General features: G+C 60.6%; 9 protein-coding genes and 4 pseudogenes. 5 read left to right on the plus strand and 8 right to left on the minus strand.

Features of this window, described 5'->3' with window-relative positions; all coding sequences use genetic code 11:
* Nucleotides 1-159 precede the first annotated feature (159 nt).
* On the plus strand, nucleotides 160-3,186 hold the full coding sequence (locus AB4N76_RS08155; RefSeq protein ID WP_460164357.1) for a dermonecrotic toxin domain-containing protein: 3,027 nt from the start codon (nucleotides 160-162) through the stop codon (nucleotides 3,184-3,186).
* A 2,234-nt stretch (nucleotides 3,187-5,420) separates the two neighbouring features.
* Here AB4N76_RS08155 and metE read toward each other — a convergent pair.
* A pseudogene (gene metE / locus AB4N76_RS08160) lies at nucleotides 5,421-7,730 on the minus strand (5-methyltetrahydropteroyltriglutamate--homocysteine S-methyltransferase).
* A gap of 108 nt (nucleotides 7,731-7,838) precedes the next feature.
* Here metE and metR point away from each other — a divergent pair.
* Nucleotides 7,839-8,775, plus strand: a pseudogene (metR, locus tag AB4N76_RS08165) (transcriptional regulator MetR).
* A 100-nt stretch (nucleotides 8,776-8,875) separates the two neighbouring features.
* Here the strand turns inward: metR and AB4N76_RS08170 are convergent.
* From AB4N76_RS08170 to AB4N76_RS08190, 5 genes and pseudogenes are all read right to left on the minus strand, one after another.
* A complete protein-coding gene (locus AB4N76_RS08170) occupies nucleotides 8,876-9,373 on the minus strand; it encodes a GNAT family N-acetyltransferase (protein ID WP_046026566.1) in 498 nt (165 codons plus the stop codon).
* Nucleotides 9,374-9,375: 2 nt separating this feature from the next.
* A complete protein-coding gene (locus AB4N76_RS08175; protein WP_046026567.1) occupies nucleotides 9,376-10,014 on the minus strand; it encodes a LysE family translocator in 639 nt (212 codons plus the stop codon).
* 24 nt (nucleotides 10,015-10,038) lie between these two features.
* Nucleotides 10,039-10,474: pseudogene (locus AB4N76_RS08180) on the minus strand (NUDIX hydrolase).
* Nucleotides 10,475-10,619: 145 nt separating this feature from the next.
* A pseudogene (locus AB4N76_RS08185) lies at nucleotides 10,620-11,945 on the minus strand (APC family permease).
* Nucleotides 11,946-12,183: 238 nt separating this feature from the next.
* On the minus strand, nucleotides 12,184-13,005 hold the full coding sequence (locus tag AB4N76_RS08190) for a carbon-nitrogen hydrolase family protein (RefSeq protein WP_046026572.1): 822 nt from the start codon (nucleotides 13,003-13,005) through the stop codon (nucleotides 12,184-12,186).
* Between the two features lie 129 nt (nucleotides 13,006-13,134).
* Here AB4N76_RS08190 and AB4N76_RS08195 point away from each other — a divergent pair, with 129 nt between their 5' ends.
* Together AB4N76_RS08195 and AB4N76_RS08200 are read left to right on the plus strand one after the other, a co-directional pair.
* Nucleotides 13,135-13,935 carry a helix-turn-helix transcriptional regulator gene (locus AB4N76_RS08195; RefSeq protein WP_027922800.1) on the plus strand — a complete coding sequence of 267 codons (801 nt, stop codon included), beginning with the start codon at nucleotides 13,135-13,137 and terminating at the stop codon, nucleotides 13,933-13,935.
* Between the two features lie 149 nt (nucleotides 13,936-14,084).
* On the plus strand, nucleotides 14,085-15,704 hold the full coding sequence (locus tag AB4N76_RS08200; protein WP_460164358.1) for an FMN-binding glutamate synthase family protein: 1,620 nt from the start codon (nucleotides 14,085-14,087) through the stop codon (nucleotides 15,702-15,704).
* 145 nt (nucleotides 15,705-15,849) lie between these two features.
* On the opposite strand, the gene AB4N76_RS08205 is transcribed toward AB4N76_RS08200, so the two are convergent.
* The gene (locus tag AB4N76_RS08205; RefSeq protein WP_460164359.1) at nucleotides 15,850-16,224 is read right to left on the minus strand and encodes a GtrA family protein; all 375 of its coding nucleotides are present in this window, start codon (nucleotides 16,222-16,224) and stop codon (nucleotides 15,850-15,852) included.
* Nucleotides 16,225-16,352: 128 nt separating this feature from the next.
* The gene (locus AB4N76_RS08210) at nucleotides 16,353-17,858 is read right to left on the minus strand and encodes a glucosyltransferase domain-containing protein (protein ID WP_046026576.1); all 1,506 of its coding nucleotides are present in this window, start codon (nucleotides 17,856-17,858) and stop codon (nucleotides 16,353-16,355) included.
* A gap of 226 nt (nucleotides 17,859-18,084) precedes the next feature.
* Between AB4N76_RS08210 and AB4N76_RS08215 the strand changes: the two genes are divergently transcribed.
* Nucleotides 18,085-19,209, plus strand: a complete 1,125-nt coding sequence (locus tag AB4N76_RS08215; protein ID WP_077431330.1) for an OpgC family protein — start codon at nucleotides 18,085-18,087, stop codon at nucleotides 19,207-19,209.
* The last annotated feature ends 34 nt before the right edge of the window (nucleotides 19,210-19,243 follow it).

Below are 19,243 nucleotides of genomic sequence, written 5' to 3' on the forward strand. Positions count from 1 at the left end.
GAAGTTTGTTCAAGCGCGCTGCCACAGTTGCGTGACAGTTTCGTGAATATCGCCCAATGGTCGATACGATAACTATGTAGTGCCACGCAGGGCCGTAAATTGCCTTCAATGACGCGCTCAGAGCGGACACGCCGCTCTCCTGCACAGAGCTATGTCGTCATGAAAGAACGTGTGTTCAGCGCCTTGCCCGATTCCCCGCCGGTCGTGATGGCGGCCCTTCCCCCCCTGAAAAACAACCCCGATGAAAGCCTGCTGCTGAGCGCCACGACACGCTGGCGCGAGAGCAGCCGGGCCTTGCAGGCGCTGTTCAGCGCCGCGCCGCACAGAGCACACCGTAACGAACCCTCGCTCAACGAACGCTGGAATGCCTATTGGGGCACCCGAGCCCCCGGTACGCCGTTATCGCGACGCGAGTGGGCCGGGCAGTTGTATCGCAACCATTTCGAGGCCTGTGCTCAAGTGGCCTTTGCCCGCAGAACCCTGAGTGCTGAACAGTTGAAGCCGTTGCAATTGATCATCGATCCGCCTGCCGAAGGGCTTTTTCTGGACAATCAACCCGTGCGGAGTGAACGGCTGACGTTGATTCTGAGCGACAGCGGCACCCTGAAATCTCCCGCTGCCTGGGTCATCAGCGTCGGGGATGGGCCTGCCATCGCACAGTGGCTGTACCTGCCCGAGCGTCCCGTTCCCATTCAAGTCTTCCCTCAGCGCAGCGACATGGAAGCCTGGTTATCCGGGCAATCGCTCATCCCCCAAGGCCTGCCGGAGGATGACGTGCGCTTTGAATACACCGCCAACGCTCAGCCGCTGATATCAGGCATTACTGAACTGCTGCTCCACCCGCATCACACCAACACCGTGATTTTCGCCCTGCCGCCGGACGTTGAAGTGACGGTGGTTGACGAAGATGATCCGCCGCTGTTTGGCAGCCTGTTCGCCGACATCCCCTGGTCCCTGCGCCAAGCCGCGTTGAACCGGCAGCGTGATGCCCTCGAAGCGCTGCTGGGTGATGCGTTTGAAAGTGACCGGCAACGACCCTTCGAGGCAGCAATGAAGGCGTTGGAGCAGGCAGAGCAGACCGCCGACACCGCCGCCCGCGCCCTGCTTTACCGGTCACGTACCCTCGACTTTACGACCATCAACCGCGCGTTCAGCGCGCTCTATCAGGCACACCAGGATGGCTTGCGCGCAGAGGCCGACATTCAACGGGCCCTCAAGCAACTCGACAGCGATGAATTCAGCCTGCTCCAGGCCGTGCTGGACACACCGCTCGCCGCCAATCGCGATACCGGCATCATCGCCGCCAGCCTGACACTGTCGATGACCGACCCAACCGGCAACGTCACGACGCAGTTGCTCAATGGACCGTTCGTGATCACCCGAGCGCCACTCGACGCCGCTTCATCCCACAGCCTTTTACTGTACTGGCCCGGCAGTGGTGGCGGCTTGCAACAGTTCGCCAATCGCACCGAACTGGAGCGGCAGGTGTTCAAGATTCAGGACCGGGATCTGGTGCTGGCCTTGCAACTGAAAAAAATCGAAACCGACCCGCTGCATGACAGCCTCGATCAACTCACCCGCCATTCCGAAGACAGCGCAGCGCACATCCGCCAGTCCACGCCCGACGCCGCTCAGGCGCTACTGCGTGCAGACGAACTGGAAAAACTGCGCAAACAAACGCTGGCCACCTTGCAGGTGCCGGTGCACGCCGCACGAAGCCTGGCGTTCTCGCACCAGTTGGAGCAAAGCCGCAGTGGCGCGCTCTTCTCCCTGCTGCCCGAGTGGCTCGCCACCTTGTCGGCGTCCGAGCGTGTTGAACTCAAGGCCCTGTTCGAGGCTTACCTCCTGGCGATGCGCCGCAGTCACCAACAGCTGGAAACCGCCTTGGCGCCGCGTGACGATTTCACCCGTCAGCAGGTGCAGGCCCGCCTGCGCCAGGACTTCGCGCTCAAGGGGCATTTTGAGGTGCAACTTGATCTGCCCGATTCGGTGACGCTGCAAAAACAACTGGCGCAAGGAGCCGCCCCGGGAACCCCGCAAAAACTCGTCGCGGTCCCCAGTCAAACCCGCAACAACATGTCCCTCGAAGAACTCGCGCAACTGAACCTCGACAACACCCCCTCGATGCAACTGGAGCCTCTTTCACTGCGACTGGGCTTTATGCGGGTGGACGTTACGGCAACGGACCCCGCCGAACGTCAGGCATTGCTACGCGGCATCACCTTGCCCTGGCTACGCAACGTCTTGCCGGAACTTGATCTGCCCCAGGCCTACGAAACACTGATCCGCGATGCCTTCACCGGCTCGGCCAGCGAGGCCGTGTTTGTGCAGGCACATCGTCGCGAATGCCTGATCGATCCGTGGCGCCTGATGCTGACGTTGCAGGGGACCTGCGCGCGTCTGCAAAAACAGATCAATCAAGTCGAATGGCAGGTGCTGAAGATCGCCATTGAGGCCAACACCCCTGACGCCTGGAACGTAGATGGCCAACGCATCGTGATCCGGCCGGCGTACCTGAGCGCTGGCGGCAAGGACACGCCCAACGAGGGGCCCACAACCTTATCCGGGGTGACGTTCATTGAAGAGCAAGTCAGCCGGATGACCCTGCTGTATCTGCCGGATAGCCCCGATGGGCAGTTCCTGCGTCGCTACGACAACCTGGAAGCGGCTCGCGGGGCCTTGTTCAATCTTTGCCTGCGTCGCGAAATGGTCGACTACCTGGCAGGACGAGCGTTGCAAGGCCGGGTGCCAGCCCATGTCAGCCGCATCAATCAGGCCGTGCTTAAACATTTCGACGCCATGATCGGGGTCGGCGAGCCGTGGCCAAAAACCACGTCACTGGCGGCCCATCTGCTCGATGCCCATATGGGGCGCCTGATCGAAACCCATCGCGCAACGTCCCGTTCCAACGATGACCTGTACCTGGAGCGCTACGCTCTCAGCGGTCCGAGGGCGTTCAATTACATGAGAATGGCCTTGGGCGTGGTGCCCTTTGTCGGCTCGGCCATTGCCCTTTACGACGCCTGGAGCAGTGCCAACCGGGCTGTCGCGTCGCTGCTGCGCGGCGACGTGGGTGATGGTGTGACCGAGATTGAGTCGGTGCTGCTGTCACTGGTCGATGCCGCCTTGGATATTCTTCCGGGGGTTGCCGCAAGGCCCAATCAGCCAAAAGCGCTCGCACGCTGACGCGCCTTCGTCAGTTGGAGGCATCAGGTCGCCACGCCGGTGCATTGCAAGCCAGGTCACAGCACCAGGCGCGACATGGCTTCAATCGCTTCGCCGGCTACGATTATGAACAGCCGATTTCCCTTGCCGGACTGCTGCCGGCTACCCACGGGATCTACCGCAACATTTACCGGCATGCGGACGGCGATTTCATCGTTCGCCAAGGGCGCATCTTTCAGGTTGAACGCAGCACCGACTCACGAAACTGGCGACTGACCGGCACCCGCCAGAAAACCTATAAGCAACCGGTTGGCCTGGATGAGGTGGGGTGTTGGGACACTTACTTCGGTGTCTATGGGGTAACGTTCGAGGGGGGCGGGCTGGGCGGCGGCAATCTGCTCGGGCACCTGGCGGACCGGCTCGACCCGATCTGGCCGGCGGCCATTCGCGAACGCCTGCCGCGTTGGTGGGCCGACCAGGCGTTTCGCCGTCAGAACGCGTTGACCGAAGCGGCAGACGATTTCGCCCCGCAACTCGACGCCCGGGTCAAGCACACCAATGCCCTGATTAAAACGTACAACACCAGCACGCTTGAGCAGCGTCCGGCATTGATACCGGCCACCGAAACCGCGTGTATCGGCGACATCGAACTCGCCAGCCGACACTATGAAACGCTGGCTGAGCTATTCCCCCTGACCCATGGCAACAAGCGGCGCGTGCTCAAGGACATGCAGAGCCATGACGCCCTGCTGATCACCGATCGGTACAGGCAACGGGTGTTCCTGGCCAATCATCGGGCCGATCCGTTGATGGACCGGATCGACGATCTGGTCGCCCAACTGGATGCACTGCCGGGCGATGCGATCAGCGAACGCGTGCGGATTCTGGAAGACACCCGAAAACTGCGCGTGCAGTTCATCCGCGAACTGGATCACATCGATGCCGGGATGCGCGATCTCAACCTCTGGTACGAACGTATTTCAGTCAGCAACCACAAGGCACAAATTACCGGCGAAGTCATGATGCTGAGCGGGCGGCTCAACGAAGCCAACCTGCTCTACTTGAGAACCGGTCACCTGCTGGAAGTCGTCAAACGCTTTGATCATTCACGGGACGTCTCCTGGTTCTACCTGCAAGGCCAGACAGAAAATCTGCGGGTCAAAGTCGACCGGGCCTTGTTCACCCAGTTCAGCCTGGCGGAAGTCATCGCCACCAAGGCCCAGCGCAATCAAATCTTGCAGGAATGTCTCGATCTTTATGGTGCCTTTCGCCGCGGGATGAACGCCTGGACCGCCAGTTATCCGCAACACTTTCATCAGGACGCCGTGGTGCCACTGCTGGAGGGCCTCGAAAAAATGGCCGAGCGCGCACGCAAGGGCATCGATCAACAGGCGCCCGCCTCTGTTGCCGGCAAGCGCAGCAAAAAAGTGTTCACCACCGAAGACGATCAATTGCTGATCGGAGTGGAGCGCTGGGAGCCGACAACGCAAAAGCGCCAATACACCCTGACCGGACAGGGCGGATTTGATGAAGTGTGGGAACAAGGTACAAACGGCAAGTTTCGCCTGCTGAACCCGCCCGAGCCAGCAACCCATACGCCTCAACGGGACCTTGGCGCGTTTGTCGAAGATGCTCGCAGCCGCCTGCAATCCCAGGAGGCTTACAAGATCAGGATTCAATCTTATGCGGCGCACGACATGCTGCCAGTGGACCTGGAGCACATGATGACCAGTGAAGCCGGCGAGTTGACCCACCGCGCGATAGCCATCGAGGCGGTTGCCCCGCAACACCCGCTCATCGAGCAACTGCGCAACAAGGCGACCGAGCTCGTTGCCAGCGGACGCCAGATGCGTACCCGGCAATCCTTGCGTACCCAACAACCGAGCGATGGAATGCTGGATGACCTGATCAGTCACAACGCCGTGGAAATACGCAAGACAAGCCCGATCAAACACCTGGGCAAACGTCATGACGGGCGAAGCGATCACCTGCAGGAATATGAAATCATGGGACGTGACCGCGCAACCGCCCAAACTGTTGTGGTATGCCCACTTCCACTACGCCAAGGCGGCCCCTGCGTTCGCCGAGTTCGAAAAGGCGCACCTGAAACTGCCCGAACATCGATTGCTGACCCACGCCGACAACGCCGCGCTGCCTTACGCGGACATCGGCAAAAAAGTCAGCCGCGCTCGGGCATTTTGATCAGGGCTAAAAAGCAAAACGGGAGCGGCTGGGCCGCTCCCGTTTCACTGTTTTCAAGCCAACTGGCTGCGCAACTGTCGGGCCGCCGCCACCATGTTCACCAGCGCCGCTTCAGTCTCTGGCCACGCCCGGGTCTTCAGACCGCAATCGGGGTTCACCCACAAGCGCTCGGCTGGAATGCGCTTCACGGCTTTGCTCATCAACTTGACCATCTCGGCGGTGTCCGGCACCCGTGGCGAGTGGATATCGTACACCCGGCCCGATGTCGTTCGGGTAGTCGAAGGCTTCGAAGGCCTCCAGCAGTTCCATGTCCGAACGCGAGGTTTCGATGGTGATCACGTCGGCGTCCATGTCGGCGATGGCCTTGATCACGTCATTGAATTCGCTGTAGCACATGTGAGTGTGGATCTGCGTTTCATCGCGCACACCCGATGCACTCAAGCGGAACGCTTCGACTGCCCAGTCGAGGTAGTCCTGCCATTGCGCCCGGCGCAGGGGCAAGCCTTCACGGAACGCGGCTTCGTCGATCTGCACGATCTTGATGCCGGCGGTTTCCAGGTCCACCACTTCGTCCCGCAGGGCCAGCGCTAACTGCTGCGCCTGGACTTTGCGCGACACGTCTTCACGGGGGAACGACCACATCAACATGGTCACGGGACCGGTGAGCATGCCTTTCATGACCTTGTCGGTCAGGCTCTGTGCGTAGGAGATCCAGTCGACCGTCATCGCGTTCAGGCGGCTCAGGTCGCCGTAGATGATCGCCGGTTTGACGCAGCGCGAGCCGTAGCTCTGAACCCAGCCGAAGCGGGTGAACAGGTAGCCGTCCAGTTGCTCGGCGAAGTACTCGACCATGTCGTTGCGTTCGGCTTCACCGTGCACCAATACATCCAGGCCCAGGCGCTCCTGCACTTGCACCGCGTGGCGGATTTCGCTGTGCATCGCGTCGGTGTAATCGTTGGCCGACAGCCTGCCTTGCTTGAACGCCTGACGGGCCAGACGGATCGCGCCGGTCTGCGGGAACGAGCCGATGGTGGTGGTCGGGAATGTCGGTAGTTTCAGGCGAGCGCGTTGCTGTTCGACGCGTTGGGCAAACGGCGAATGGCGCTGGCTGTCCGCAACGCCAATGGCAGCGATACGCGCCTGTACGGCGGCTTTGTGGATACGCGGCGACTCGGCACGACTGGCCGCAATTGCGCGGCTCTGGGCCAGCGCCGCTTGCACGCTGGGCGATTGCGGGTCGTTGAGGGCATCACGCAGCACGGCGATTTCGCCACACTTCTGCACGGCAAACGCCAACCAGCTTTTCAGTTCGGGATCGAGCGTGTCTTCGCGGCGCAGATCCACCGGGCTGTGCAGCAACGAGCACGAACTGCTGACCCACAGGTTGTCGCCAAAACGCTCTTGCGCCGGTTGCAGCTGAGCCAGCGCCTGCTCCAGTTCGCAGCGCCAGACATTGCGACCGTTGACCAGACCGACCGACAGAATCTTGTAGGTCGGCAGGCGATCCAGCACCTGGCCCAGTTGATCCGGGGCACGCACGGCGTCGATGTGCAGACCTTGCACCGGCAGGCCGACGGCCAGGCCGAGGTTGTCTTCCAGGCCGCTGAAGTAGGTCGCAACCAGTTTCTTCAGCGGCGAGTATTGAAGGATGTGGTAGCGCGTTCGAACGCATTTTTCCAGGCTTGCGGCAGGTCGAGGGTCAGGATCGGCTCGTCGATCTGCACCCATTCAACCCCTTGCGCGGCGAAGCGACCGAGGATTTTGTTGTACACCGGCAGCAGGCGTTCCAGCAGGTCGAGCTTGTCGAAATCGTTGCCTTTGGCCTTGCCCAGCCACAGGTAAGTCAGCGGGCCGATGATTACCGGTTTGACGGTGTGACCGAGGGCTTTGGCCTCATCGACTTCGTCGAACAGTTGTTCCCAGCTCAACTGGAATTGTTGGTCAGCGCTGAATTCCGGGACTAGGTAGTGGTAGTTGGTGTCGAACCATTTGGTCAGTTCCTGGGCGTATTGCGCGGTGCTGTGTTCGCCGCCGCAGCAACTGGCCGTGGCGCCACGGGCCATAGCGAACAAGGTGTCGAGGGTCGGCAGGCCGGCGGCATCCTTGGTGCTGTCGAAACGCTCGGGGATCACACCGAAGGTCAGCGAATGGGTCAGCACCTGGTCGTACCAGGCGAAATCGCCCACGGGCAGCAGGTCGATCCCGGCGCCTTTCTGCAATTGCCAGTGCATGGCACGCAATTGGCGGCCAACGCGGTCCAGGGCAGCCTGATCAATGTCGCCCTTCCAGTAGGATTCGAGGGCTTTTTTCAGTTCACGGTCCGCGCCGATGCGTGGGAAACCAAGTGTGTGGGCCAGAGCCATGATGTATTTCTCCCTGTAAAAGATGGCGCTATTGTCGACAGCCAACCCAACATGAGACAAACTCAACCTTTTCGTGTTGATCACAAGTTTTCCTCATGGAGCCATCCGGTGCTTGAAATCCGTCACCTGAAGACCCTGCACGCCTTGCGCGAAGCCGACAGCCTGGTCGATGCCGCCGACCGCCTGCACCTGACGCAGTCGGCCCTGTCCCACCAGTTCAAGGAACTGGAAGAGCGCATGGGCATGCAGTTGTTCGTGCGCAAGACCAAACCGGTGCGCTTCACCAGCGCCGGTTTGCGCCTGCTGCAACTGGCCGACGCCACCCTGCCGTTGCTGCGCGGTGCCGAACGCGATATCGCACGATTGGCCGGTGGCACGGCAGGCCGTTTACACCATGGCGATCGAGTGCCACAGTTGCTTCCAGTGGCTGATGCCGACCATCGACCAGTTCCGCGATGCGTGGCCGGAAGTCGAGCTGGACCTGGCCTCGGGGTTTTCCTTTGCTCCGCTGCCGGCACTGGCTCGCGGTGATCTGGACCTGGTGGTGACGTCCGACCCACTGGACATCGCCGGTATTACCTATGTGCCGCTGTTCACCTATGAAGCCATGCTCGCGGTGGCCAACCAGCATCGGTTGGCGAGCAAGGCCTACATCGTTCCGGAAGATCTGCTGACCGAAACCCTGATCACCTACCCGGTGGAGCGTGATCGACTGGACATCTTCACGCGTTTCCTCGAACCGGCCGACATCGAACCGGCGCAAGTGCGCACCTCGGAATTGACGGTGATGATGATGCAACTGGTGGCCAGCGGACGCGGCGTGTGCGGCATGCCGCACTGGGCGCTGCGCGAATACAGCTCACGGGGTTACGTGAAGGCCAAGCGGCTGGGCGAGAAAGGCTTGTTTGCGACGCTGTACGCAGGGATCCGCGCGGACATGCTGGATGCGCCGTACATGCGTGATTTCTTGCTGACGGCCAAGGACACGTCGTTCTCGACGCTGGATGGCGTCAGCGCCGTTCGCAGGAACATCATACCCTGGTAGGAGCCGGGCTTGCCCGCGATGGCGATTTTCCAGTCAATGTCTGCGGCGACTGACACACCGCCATCGCGGGCAAGCCCGGCTCCTACAAGATCGGTGGGGTTTAGAGTTCACGCCACATATGGATCTTGTCGAAGTAATCCTCACCCACGCGCACGGCCATGGGTTCGAGGCCGAACTGGATGAAGCCGCAACGGCTGTACAAGTTGAACGCGGTGTCGTTGCCGGCGGTGACGGTCAGTTTGATCAGCCTCAAGCCCTGATGCTTGCCCGCCTCGGCCAACGCTGCCTGCACCAGTTGCTGCCCCACCCCGCGCTGGCGGAGGGTGCCCGAGACGTACATGCCAAACAGCGTCGCCTTGTGCCGGGCCTTTTCCCGCGCCTCGAACGCCAGCCCGACGATGCCCGCCAGCCGCCCTTCTACAAACGCCCCGAGCACCACATCCAGTTTGCTGGTCAGGCGCCCTTCCCACCCACTCAGCGGCATCGCGGCGCGCTCGCGCACGCTGGAGGTGAACGCCTGCGGATGCCGGTCGTAGGCTTCGAGCATCAGTTCCCGATAGGCCAGGGCATGACTGGCGTCCAGCCGCTCAATCCACATGTTCAAACCGTCCTGCGTTGCTCAAGCATCAGCCGCACCGCCAGCGTCGCCAACACAAAACTCATGAAATAACGCTGCACCGCCAGCCAGGTCGGGTTGTTGACGAACCACGAGGCGATGCCGGCCGCGAACAACGCGATCAGTAGATTGACGCAGAAGCTGACACTGATCTGCGTCAGGCCAAGGATAAGGCTTTGGCTGAACACCGAGCCGTGTTCAGGGTTGATGAACTGTGGAAACACCGACAGGTAAAACACCGCAATCTTGGGGTTCAACGCGCTGGTGAGAAAACCCATGGTGACCAGTTTGCGTGACGAGTCCGGCGGCAACTGCTGCGCCTCGAACGGTGAACGCGCGCCGGGTTTGACCGCCTGCCAGGCCAGCCACACCAGGTACAACGCCCCGGCCCATTTCAAGACTTCGTAGGCCATCGGCACGGCCAGGAACACCGCGGTCAAACCGGCCGCGGCGGCGAACAAGTGGACAAAGAACCCCGCGACCACGCCCAACAATGACGTCACGCCCGCCTTGCGCCCCTGGCAGATTGAACGGGAAATCAGGTAGATCATGTTCGGCCCCGGTGTCAGCACCATCAGCAATGCGGCGGCGGCGAAAATCAGCAAATCTTGAAGCGGGATCATGGGCAGTCCTTCGTCCGTAATTGATCAGGCAGGTTCGGTCAGCGAAGCTCGATAAAACGGCAGGATCAGGTCGCGTGTCAATGGCGCCAGCGTGATATCACCGTCGGTGGTCGGGTCAATCCAGATCACTTCTTCGATTTCGGCGGCGGGGGTGACGTCCTCCTCGATGGCCAGCCGAAAAAGTTCGGCCTCTACGACAAAACCCGGCTCGTTGGCGGCCGGTGCCGAGAATTTCCCGAGGTAGCTGGCGTGCGACGGATCGATGACTAACCCCAGCTCTTCTTCCAGCTCGCGGGCCAAGGCGTGAACCTGGCTGCTCAGGGGCTTCGATCTTGCCGCCCGGTTGCATAAAGGCCTGGGTGCCGCGCTTGCGCACCAGCAATGTGCGGCCGTCAGGGCCGATCAACAGGGCGGCGGCGATGCGGATGATGCGTGGCGAATCAGCGGATGCAAGGGTCATGGATCAGAGAGGGCCTTGGGTAAAGACCGCAAGGTTCACATAAGTCTTGGTGCATCGTCACGGGGAAAAACATCTGCAACTCACTGCCGAACCTTTGTGGGAGCGAGCTTGCTCCCCACAGGGTTCTGTACTGCCAGCCGATTGCTTATGTAGCTTCCTGGAAATCCATCTCCGGTGGCTGGCGACGGAAACCGCCGGTCAGCACCGCCAGGTACACCACGCCAATCGCCAGCCAGCTCAGGCCCAGGTAAATCGCCAGGTGGTCGAGGCTGACCATCAGCCACAAGTCCGCCACCAGACCGATGAACGGGAACACCAGGAAAAAGAACCAGCTCACGCGGGCCTTTTTTCTCGCCGCCGATCCAGTAGTGAAAAATCACCGACAGGTTGACCAGGCTGAAGGCGAGGAACGCGCCGAAGTTGATGAACGAGGTCGAGGTGGTGACGTCCAGTTTCAGCGCCAGCAACGCGACGACCGCGCACAACAGGATGCTGTTGACCGGGGTGCCGAAGCGTTCGTGCAAGGTGCCGAAGAACGATTTTGGCAGCACACCGTCACGGCCCATGGCGAACAACAGACGCGAGCCACTGGCCTGTGCCGAAAGGCCCGAGGCGAACTGGCCGACGATCAGGCCGATCAGGAAGATCGACACAAACAGGTCGCCGCCGATGTTGCGGGCAATCTCGTAGGCGGCCGAGTCAACGTTGTCGAACTGGAACGAAGGATGCGCGATCTGCACGAAGTACGAGACGCTGACGAAGATCAGCCCGCCGACCAGGGTAATCAGCATGATTGCCCGAGGATGGTGCGGCGCGGGTCGCGGGTTTCTTCGGTCAGGGTACTGACCGCGTCGAAGCCCAGGAACGAGTAACAGGCGATGGCTGCGCCGCTCATGATCAGCGGCATTTGCATGTCGCCGTTGAAGAACGGTTTGATCGACCACAACGGTGTGCTCGCGTCGCCCCCCACGTAATGGATGCACAGCGCAACAAAGGCGATCAGTACCAGCGCCTGCACCAGCATCAGCAAGGCGTTGACGCCGTTGGCCAGTTTCAGGCCGACGATGTTGATCGCGCTGGTGATGCCGATGAACGCCAACACCCACAGCCATTGCGGCACTGCGGGGAAGGCCGAGTTGAGGTAGGCGGCGCCGATCAGCCAGATCGCCATTGGCAGGAACAGGTAATCGAGCAACACCGCCCAACCGGCGATGAAACCGAGCTTGGGGCTGATGGCTTTGCGTACGTAGCTATAAGCCGAGCCCGCGACAGGGAACGCCGAGGCCATTCGGCCGTAGCTCATGGCGGTGAAGAACATCGCCACCAAGGCCGCCAGGTACGCGGCCGGAACCATGCCGGCGGTGGATTGAGCGAGGATGCCAAAGGTGCCGAGCACAATGATCGGCGTCATGTAGGCAATGCCAAACAGCACCACCGACCCCAATGACAGGGTGGTTTGCAAACGAGCCATGAGCGACTACTCCGAATTTATTAGATTTATGGCAGAGCCGAGTTCGGCGCTAAATTTCGGGTTACGTTGTTGTTCTAGGTTTCACGCCGACAGAACTGTGTTGCCTGTCAGGGCCTCATCGCGGGCAAGCCCGCTCCCACAGGGCTTCGGGTGTACATAAGTTTGGTGTCCATCACCGATTAACTGTGGGAGCGGGCTTGCCCGCGAAGGCGTCAGCCCGGACGACGCAGAAACCGGATCAGCTCCGAGGAATCAGCAACTCGCGCAACCCGCCAGCGTGCTCAACCATCTCCCCCGGCAGCTTCAACCGCTGATCGTCCAGGTACCGATAGTCCTTGCGTGCCGCGTCCAACCGGTTGAAATCCAGCTCAACCGTAAACTGGCCTTCATCCCGTCCGGCCTCGAACAACAGCGTGCCCAGCGGATCCACCAGCGCACTGCCGCCCGCGAACATCAACCCGTCATCGCCCGCTTCCACCCGGTTGACCATCAGCGCAAACGCCTGGTTTTCCTGGGCGCGGGCCATGATCGCGGTGCGGTGCGTCGAGCCGTAGGGGTCCATGTTGCCGTTGGTGACGATCAGCAGTTCGGCGCCCAGTTGCGCGAGGGCGCGGGCGGTTTCCGGGAATTCGATGTCGTAGCAGATCAGCAGGCCAACTCGCACACCGCTCCACTCGCACGTGGCGTAACGGTCGCCCGGTTCGAACACACCGCGATCCGAGGCCCACAAATGCGTCTTGCGGTATTTCAACGCGATGCCTTCGGGGGTAATCAGCAGTGTGGTGTTGTAGAACCGGCCGTTGTCGTTCTCGGCCATGCCGATCACCACGGCGATGTTGCGTTCGCGGGCAGCGGTCAGCACGGCGTTGACGGTCGGGCCGTTCAGCGGTTCAGCGGTGCGGGCCACGGTGTCGGCGGTCGGGAAGCCCATCAGGTGGGTTTCCGGGAAGACAATCAGTTGTGTGTCGGCGGCGCAGGCTGCAATCGCCGCCAAGGCGCGTTCGAGGTTGTACGCTGTGCCGTTGTCACGGCCCGCCAACTGGGCGAGTTCGACTTTCATGGGTATTCCTTGTTCTGGAGTACGCCGGGCGGCAGAAAGATTGCCCGGTCGGTGACTGTGCGCCAGTATGCGCAGCAAGCCACCGGCCGGGGAATCACGCCGCTGGGGTAACCCGATAGGGGTAGAGGCATGACACTTTCGTTAGACGACATCGCGTGGCATCGCTCGGTCGGGCAACTGATCGACGCGCTGGACAAGCCTAATTTCTGGACGCAGCTGGTGCGGTTGCTGGATCAGTACGTGACCTTCGACAGCTGGGTGGCCCTGCTTTTCAGCGCCGACCAGCACCCGCAAGTGTTCGCCGAATGCCCCGGCGAGGACGGCAGCCCTGACCAGTTGTTTCAGGATTACCTGCGCGGTTTGTACCTGCTCGACCCGTTCTACATCGCTTGCCGCGAGCAATCGCGCACCGGTCTCTATCGCTTGTCGGAAGTGGCGCCGGAGCACTTTGAGCTGACCGAGTATTACCAGCGCTACTTTCGTCTGAATGTGGTCGCCGATGAAATCCAGTTCAATTGCCAGCTCGAAGGCGACCGCACGTTGTGCCTGTCACTGGGCAGCAAGCAGCGCTTCAGCGGCCAGCAGATCGCCTTGCTGTCGCTGATCCAGCCGTGGGTGCTGGGCCTGTTGCGTCAGCGCCTGCCCTACGAAATCAACGAGGTCGTGGCCCTTGCGCCGTCGCCACCGCAACCTGACTGGCGCGTGCAACTGGAAGCGTCGGTGCAGCAGCTCAAAGGCGCACAACTGACGGCGCGCGAGCTCGACGTCGGGCGTTTGATGCTCAGCGGTTGCTCCAGCAAAGAAATCGCCCGTAAGCTGGAAATCTCCGTCGAAACCGTGAAAGTCCATAAGAAACACATGTACAGCAAGCTGGGAATCAAGTCCCAGTCCGAGCTGTTTTCGATTTTTCTCCAGGCCCAAAACGCCTGACACACCGCAACCCTGTAGGAGCAAAGCTTGCTCGCGATGGCGGTCTTCCGGTCAAAAATTCCGTTGTCTGACACGACGTCATCGCGAGCAAGCTCGGCTCCTACAGGGATCTCTGTGGCCACAACCGAGTCCGAACCCAAGGAAACCGTATGAGCCTGTCACTCCTGAGCCGCTACGCCTTCTTTGCCGCTTGCGTGATCGCCACCCTCGCCAGCCTGCCCTTCTTGCAATACGACTGGCTCTGGCCGATCACCGCCGTCACCGGCGTGCTCAGCCTGATCGGCCTGTTCGATCTGCTGCAAAGCCCTCACGCGGTACGCCGCAACTACCCGATCCTGGGCAACATTCGTTATCTGGTGGAAGGCATTCGCCCGGAAATCCGCCAGTACCTGCTCGAATCCGACAGCGACGCCCTGCCCTTCTCCCGTGCCCAGCGTTCGCTGGTCTATTCGCGGGCAAAAAATGAAAGCGCCGACAAACCCTTCGGCACGCTGATTGATGTGTACCAATCGGGCTTCGAATTCATCGGCCACTCGATGCGCCCGGCGCCGTTGAGTGATCCTGGCAGTTTTCGGGTGATGGTCGGCGGCCCGCAGTGCACCCAGCCGTACTCGGCCTCGGTGTTCAACATCTCGGCCATGAGCTTTGGCTCACTCAGCGCCAACGCGATTCGCGCGCTGAACCAGGGCGCCAAACTCGGTAACTTCGCCCATGACACGGGCGAAGGCAGCATCAGCGCGTACCACCGCGAAAACGGCGGCGACCTGACCTGGGAGCTCGGCAGCGGCTACTTCGGCTGCCGCACCGCCGACGGTCGTTTCGACCCGGAACGCTTCGCCGCCCAGGCACAAACGCCGCAAGTGCGCATGATCGAAATCAAGATGAGCCAGGGCGCCAAGCCCGGCCACGGCGGGATTCTGCCCAAGCACAAAGTCACCCAGGAAATCGCCGAAACCCGCGGCATCCTGATGGGCGAAGACTGCATCTCGCCATCGCGGCACAGCGCGTTTTCCAATCCGATCGAACTGATGCATTTCATCCAGCAACTGCGTGAACTGTCCGGCGGCAAACCGGTGGGTTTCAAGTTCTGCCTCGGCCACCCGTGGGAATTCATGGGCATCGCCAAGGCCATGCTGGAAACCGGCATCCTCCCGGACTTTATCGTCGTCGACGGCAAGGAAGGTGGCACCGGTGCTGCGCCGGTGGAGTTCACCGACCACATCGGCGTGCCGATGCGCGAAGGCCTGCTGTTCGTGCACAACACGCTGGTGGGCCTGAACCTGCGGGACAAAATCAAACTGGGGGCCAGCGGCAAGATCGTCAGCGCCTTCGACATCGCCAGCGTACTGGCCATTGGCGCCGACTGGGCCAACTCGGCACGCGGCTTCATGTTCGCCATCGGCTGCATCCAGTCGCAAAGCTGCCACACCAACAAATGCCCGACCGGCGTCGCCACCCAGGACACCTTGCGTCAACGCGCCCTCGTCGTTCCGGACAAAGCCCAGCGCGTGTTCAACTTCCACCGCAACACGCTCAAGGCCCTGGCTGAAATGCTCGCGGCGGCGGGCCTCGATCACCCTTCACAACTGTCAGCCAAACACTTGGTGCGGCGCATGTCGGCGACCGAGATCAAATTGTTCTCGCAGTTGCATGTGTTCTTGAAGCCTGGCGAGTTACTCACCGGTGAAGTGAATGGCGAGTTTTACTCGCGGATGTGGCAGATGGCGCGGGCGGACAGTTTTGAGCCGAATGAGGAAGTTGCGGCATAAACATCGGTTGAAAACAGCCACAGGAGGCGCCGGTCGAAGATTTCACACCAGACGGCCGGCGTGGTGATGGCGTGAAGTCTCGCGAATAACGCGATCGCCACCACCACATACAGCGCTGCGACCTCCCCAGAGCAGCGCGAAACCATCATGCTTCGCGCTCGCGGAACAAGATAAATCGCGAAAAGAAAAACCCGCAGAACAGACTCAACAGCGAGAACGATGAGACGGTTACCAAGCCGTGGAGTTTCCAGACATCGGCATAGTGCCCGACCACAAAACTCGCTACGCCCATGCAGCAGACATACGACAGATAACGACGTACCGACGCTCCGGCTTCAAATGTGTACAGCGCGTGCACATAAAAGGAGAACGTTGCCGCGACACAGAACGCCGTAACGTTGCTGGCGGCCTGACTCCATTCGGCGGCGGTGGTGAGGATGTAAAACAGCTGCCAATGAATCAGCGTATTGGCCACGCCAACTACCGCATAGGTGGAGAATTCTTTCCATAAAGATTTCATGTCCATTCCGTGGTCCGCTCTCGGTTTCAGAAGTGCTTCAACCTAATGTCAGGGCAGGTGTGCGTCTACTGTCAGAAATAGCAGGTACCGCGGTATTCCTGATTAACGGTCATGCCCAATGGCTTCATTCACCACTGAAGCGTTTTCACGGGCACCGACTCTTTCATGACGATAAAGCCGTAATCCCCCAGCAGATAAATGCGATAGAACTGGCTGTCCACCAGCGGCGGATACCCCTGGTAACCGACTCGTGTCGCATTGCGCCGCTCCTTTTCCCTGACCACGTTGGTGATGCCGGTTTTCGGCAGGTTTTCCGCGAGCATGTAAAAGTCGGTGTTAAGCAAATAGTGCAAAACCGGCATCTGTTTGAACGACCCGGCAGCGGCCACCAACCAGTGATCCGAATAACTCACCGACAGGTAAATGCGCTTGGCATCGCGCAATGCGGGGCGCGAGGCAATGTCGGCACTCAGGGCATACAACGCGTTGGTCGCGAAGGTTTTTTGCAGGGTCAGCACGCGCCCGTAGGCGAAGGACAGCGAGAGCATCGCCAGCAGCGGGATGAGCAACAGCAGTGGCAGTTTTCCATGCCACGACGCCAGCGCCCGATGACTCAGGTAGAACAGCACCACCAGCACGACGCCAAAACCCATCAACGTTCGGGCGCCTTCATTGAAGTCTCGAAAAAACAATGAAGCACCGGGCACCAGTAACATCAGGACCGGCAGCATCATCAGACACGTCAACCCTATCAGCGCCTTGTGCAGCCCCGTGTCCTGCCGCGCCAGCACACCCTGCCCCACGCACACACCTCCGGCGATGGCGCACAGCAACAGCGCGGCGAACACCCAGGTAAAGCCGCCATGAAACAACAGCACGATTTTTTCCAGCACCCGGCCCGCATTGATTTCAACTTGCAGCAGCGGTGCCGCCGCCCCCTTCAATATCGCGGTGCGGTTTTGACTCATGTAAGCAAAAGCCGTGGCGCCGTAGATCAATCCGGCCAACAGCACCTGCGCGACTTTCCAGCCGAGCAATCGGCACCACGCCGGCCACGATAATCGCTCGGTTGCCCCGCGCAGCAGCTCCAGGCAACAGAGCCCGAGAAACACATTGATGCTGGCCTGATAAAGGCCGATGGCCAATGCTATCAGCACGGCCGGAACGGTCAATCGCTGGACGCGCGAGGGGCTTTGAAACGTGATCGCGTAGATCACCGCCACCACACTCAGCGCCATGGTCGGACCGTCGTATTGGTACGACAGGTTTTGCAGGAGAAACGGGTTGTACCAAAGCGGCAGAACGACCAGGCAATGAGCAACCGTCGGTACGGGAAAGTAATGGAACGTCAGACGGGTCAGGGCCGCACTCATGGCCAGGGTGGCGATCAAAAGCGGCAACGGGAAGATATTGGGTGCGGCATCGCTGAAGCTCAGCAGGTTGTAGAACCATTGTGCGAAGAGACGGCCCTCCTGCGACCAGCCCATGCCGGCGGCCAGGCCACGCCAGTTGTCATCGATGTAGGGGAAATCCGCGAGGATAAACGGCAGGACATACAGCAGCGTCGCAAGAACAAACAGCAACCAGACCTGACGGCCTCCACGTTCTTTGTCGAGCCAATCGCAGATGCTCATGTCGGCGCCTCAAGGGAATTCCGCCTACAACCACTAAAGCTTTGAACCCGACGATAACCAGAGATCGCACCGCTGCCGGGCTTTTAGACAGGCGGTTGAGACATCTCGTAATACCCACACTTTGCAATTGCCGACGAATGCCTGCACCCTGCGCGCCGCCGATGTGCGGCGCACGACCTAGTGGCGCCGCCCGCCCCCTTCAACACCCGTTCAAGAGCCCGCAGCCATGACGACTGAACGCGATCACCGAATCGACTTTTTCCGTGGCCTGGCACTGATCTTCATTTTCTGGGATCACGTGCCCCACAACCCCTTGGGTCAAATCACCTTGCGCAACGTAGGCTTCAGCGATGCCGCGGAAATCTTTGTATTTCTGGCAGGCTACGCAGCGGTGCTGGCCTACGGCAAGATCCTTGCGCGTGACGGTTACCTGATTGCCTGTGTGAAAATCCTGCGCCGCGCCTGGGTGTTGTATGTGGTGCATATTTTCCTGCTGGCGATGCTGATGGGCATCGTGTTCTTCGCCAACAGCCATGTGGAAACCCGCGATCTGGTCGAGGAAATGGGCCTGCACCACTTCATCACCAACCCTCAACAAGCGTTGACCGATGAGTTGCTGTTGCGCTTCAAACCGAACCTGATGGACCCGTTGCCGCTGTACATCGTGCTACTGGCCGGGTTGCCCCTGGTGCTGCCGTTGCTGGTACGCAAGGCGTGGGCAGTGGTGGCGGTGTCGTTGACTGTTTACCTGTTGGCGCCGTCATTCGGCTGGAACCTGGCCGCGATCAAGGACGGCGTATGGTATTTCAACCCGGTCACCTGGCAACTGCTGTTTGTGCTCGGTGGTGCGGCGGCGATTCACGGGCAAAGGCCACGACTGCCCGAGACGCGTGCGCTGTCGCGCCAGCCGTTATTTGTCTGTGCAGCCATTTACGTAGTGTTTGCCGGGGTGATTACCGTTTCCTGGCGCTGGCCGCATATCCACGACGCGGTGATGCCAACCCTGTTGAGCAACTGGCTGTACCCGATCAGTAAGACCGACCTGTCGCCGGTGCGATTACTGCACTTTCTGGCACTGGCCTATGTCACGGCGAAACTGCTGCCAGACACGGGCTGGACACAAAACTGGCTGGCACAGCAATGCTGTCGCATGGGGCGCTATTCGCTGGAAGTGTTCTGCCTCGGCGTGTTGCTGGCGCCGCTGGCGGACATGGTCAACGCCATGACCGACGACGCGTTTGCCATGCAAATCTTCACCGCGCTGGTCGGGGCGGGGTTGATGGGGTTGTTGGGGGTCTGGTTGGAATTCAATAAGCACCTGAACCGCTCACTGCACGTCGCGGCAGCCTGAAACGAAAAAGCCCCGGTCAATCGACCGGGGCTTT

It is taken from the genome of Pseudomonas sp. S2_F03, from assembly GCF_054668335.1.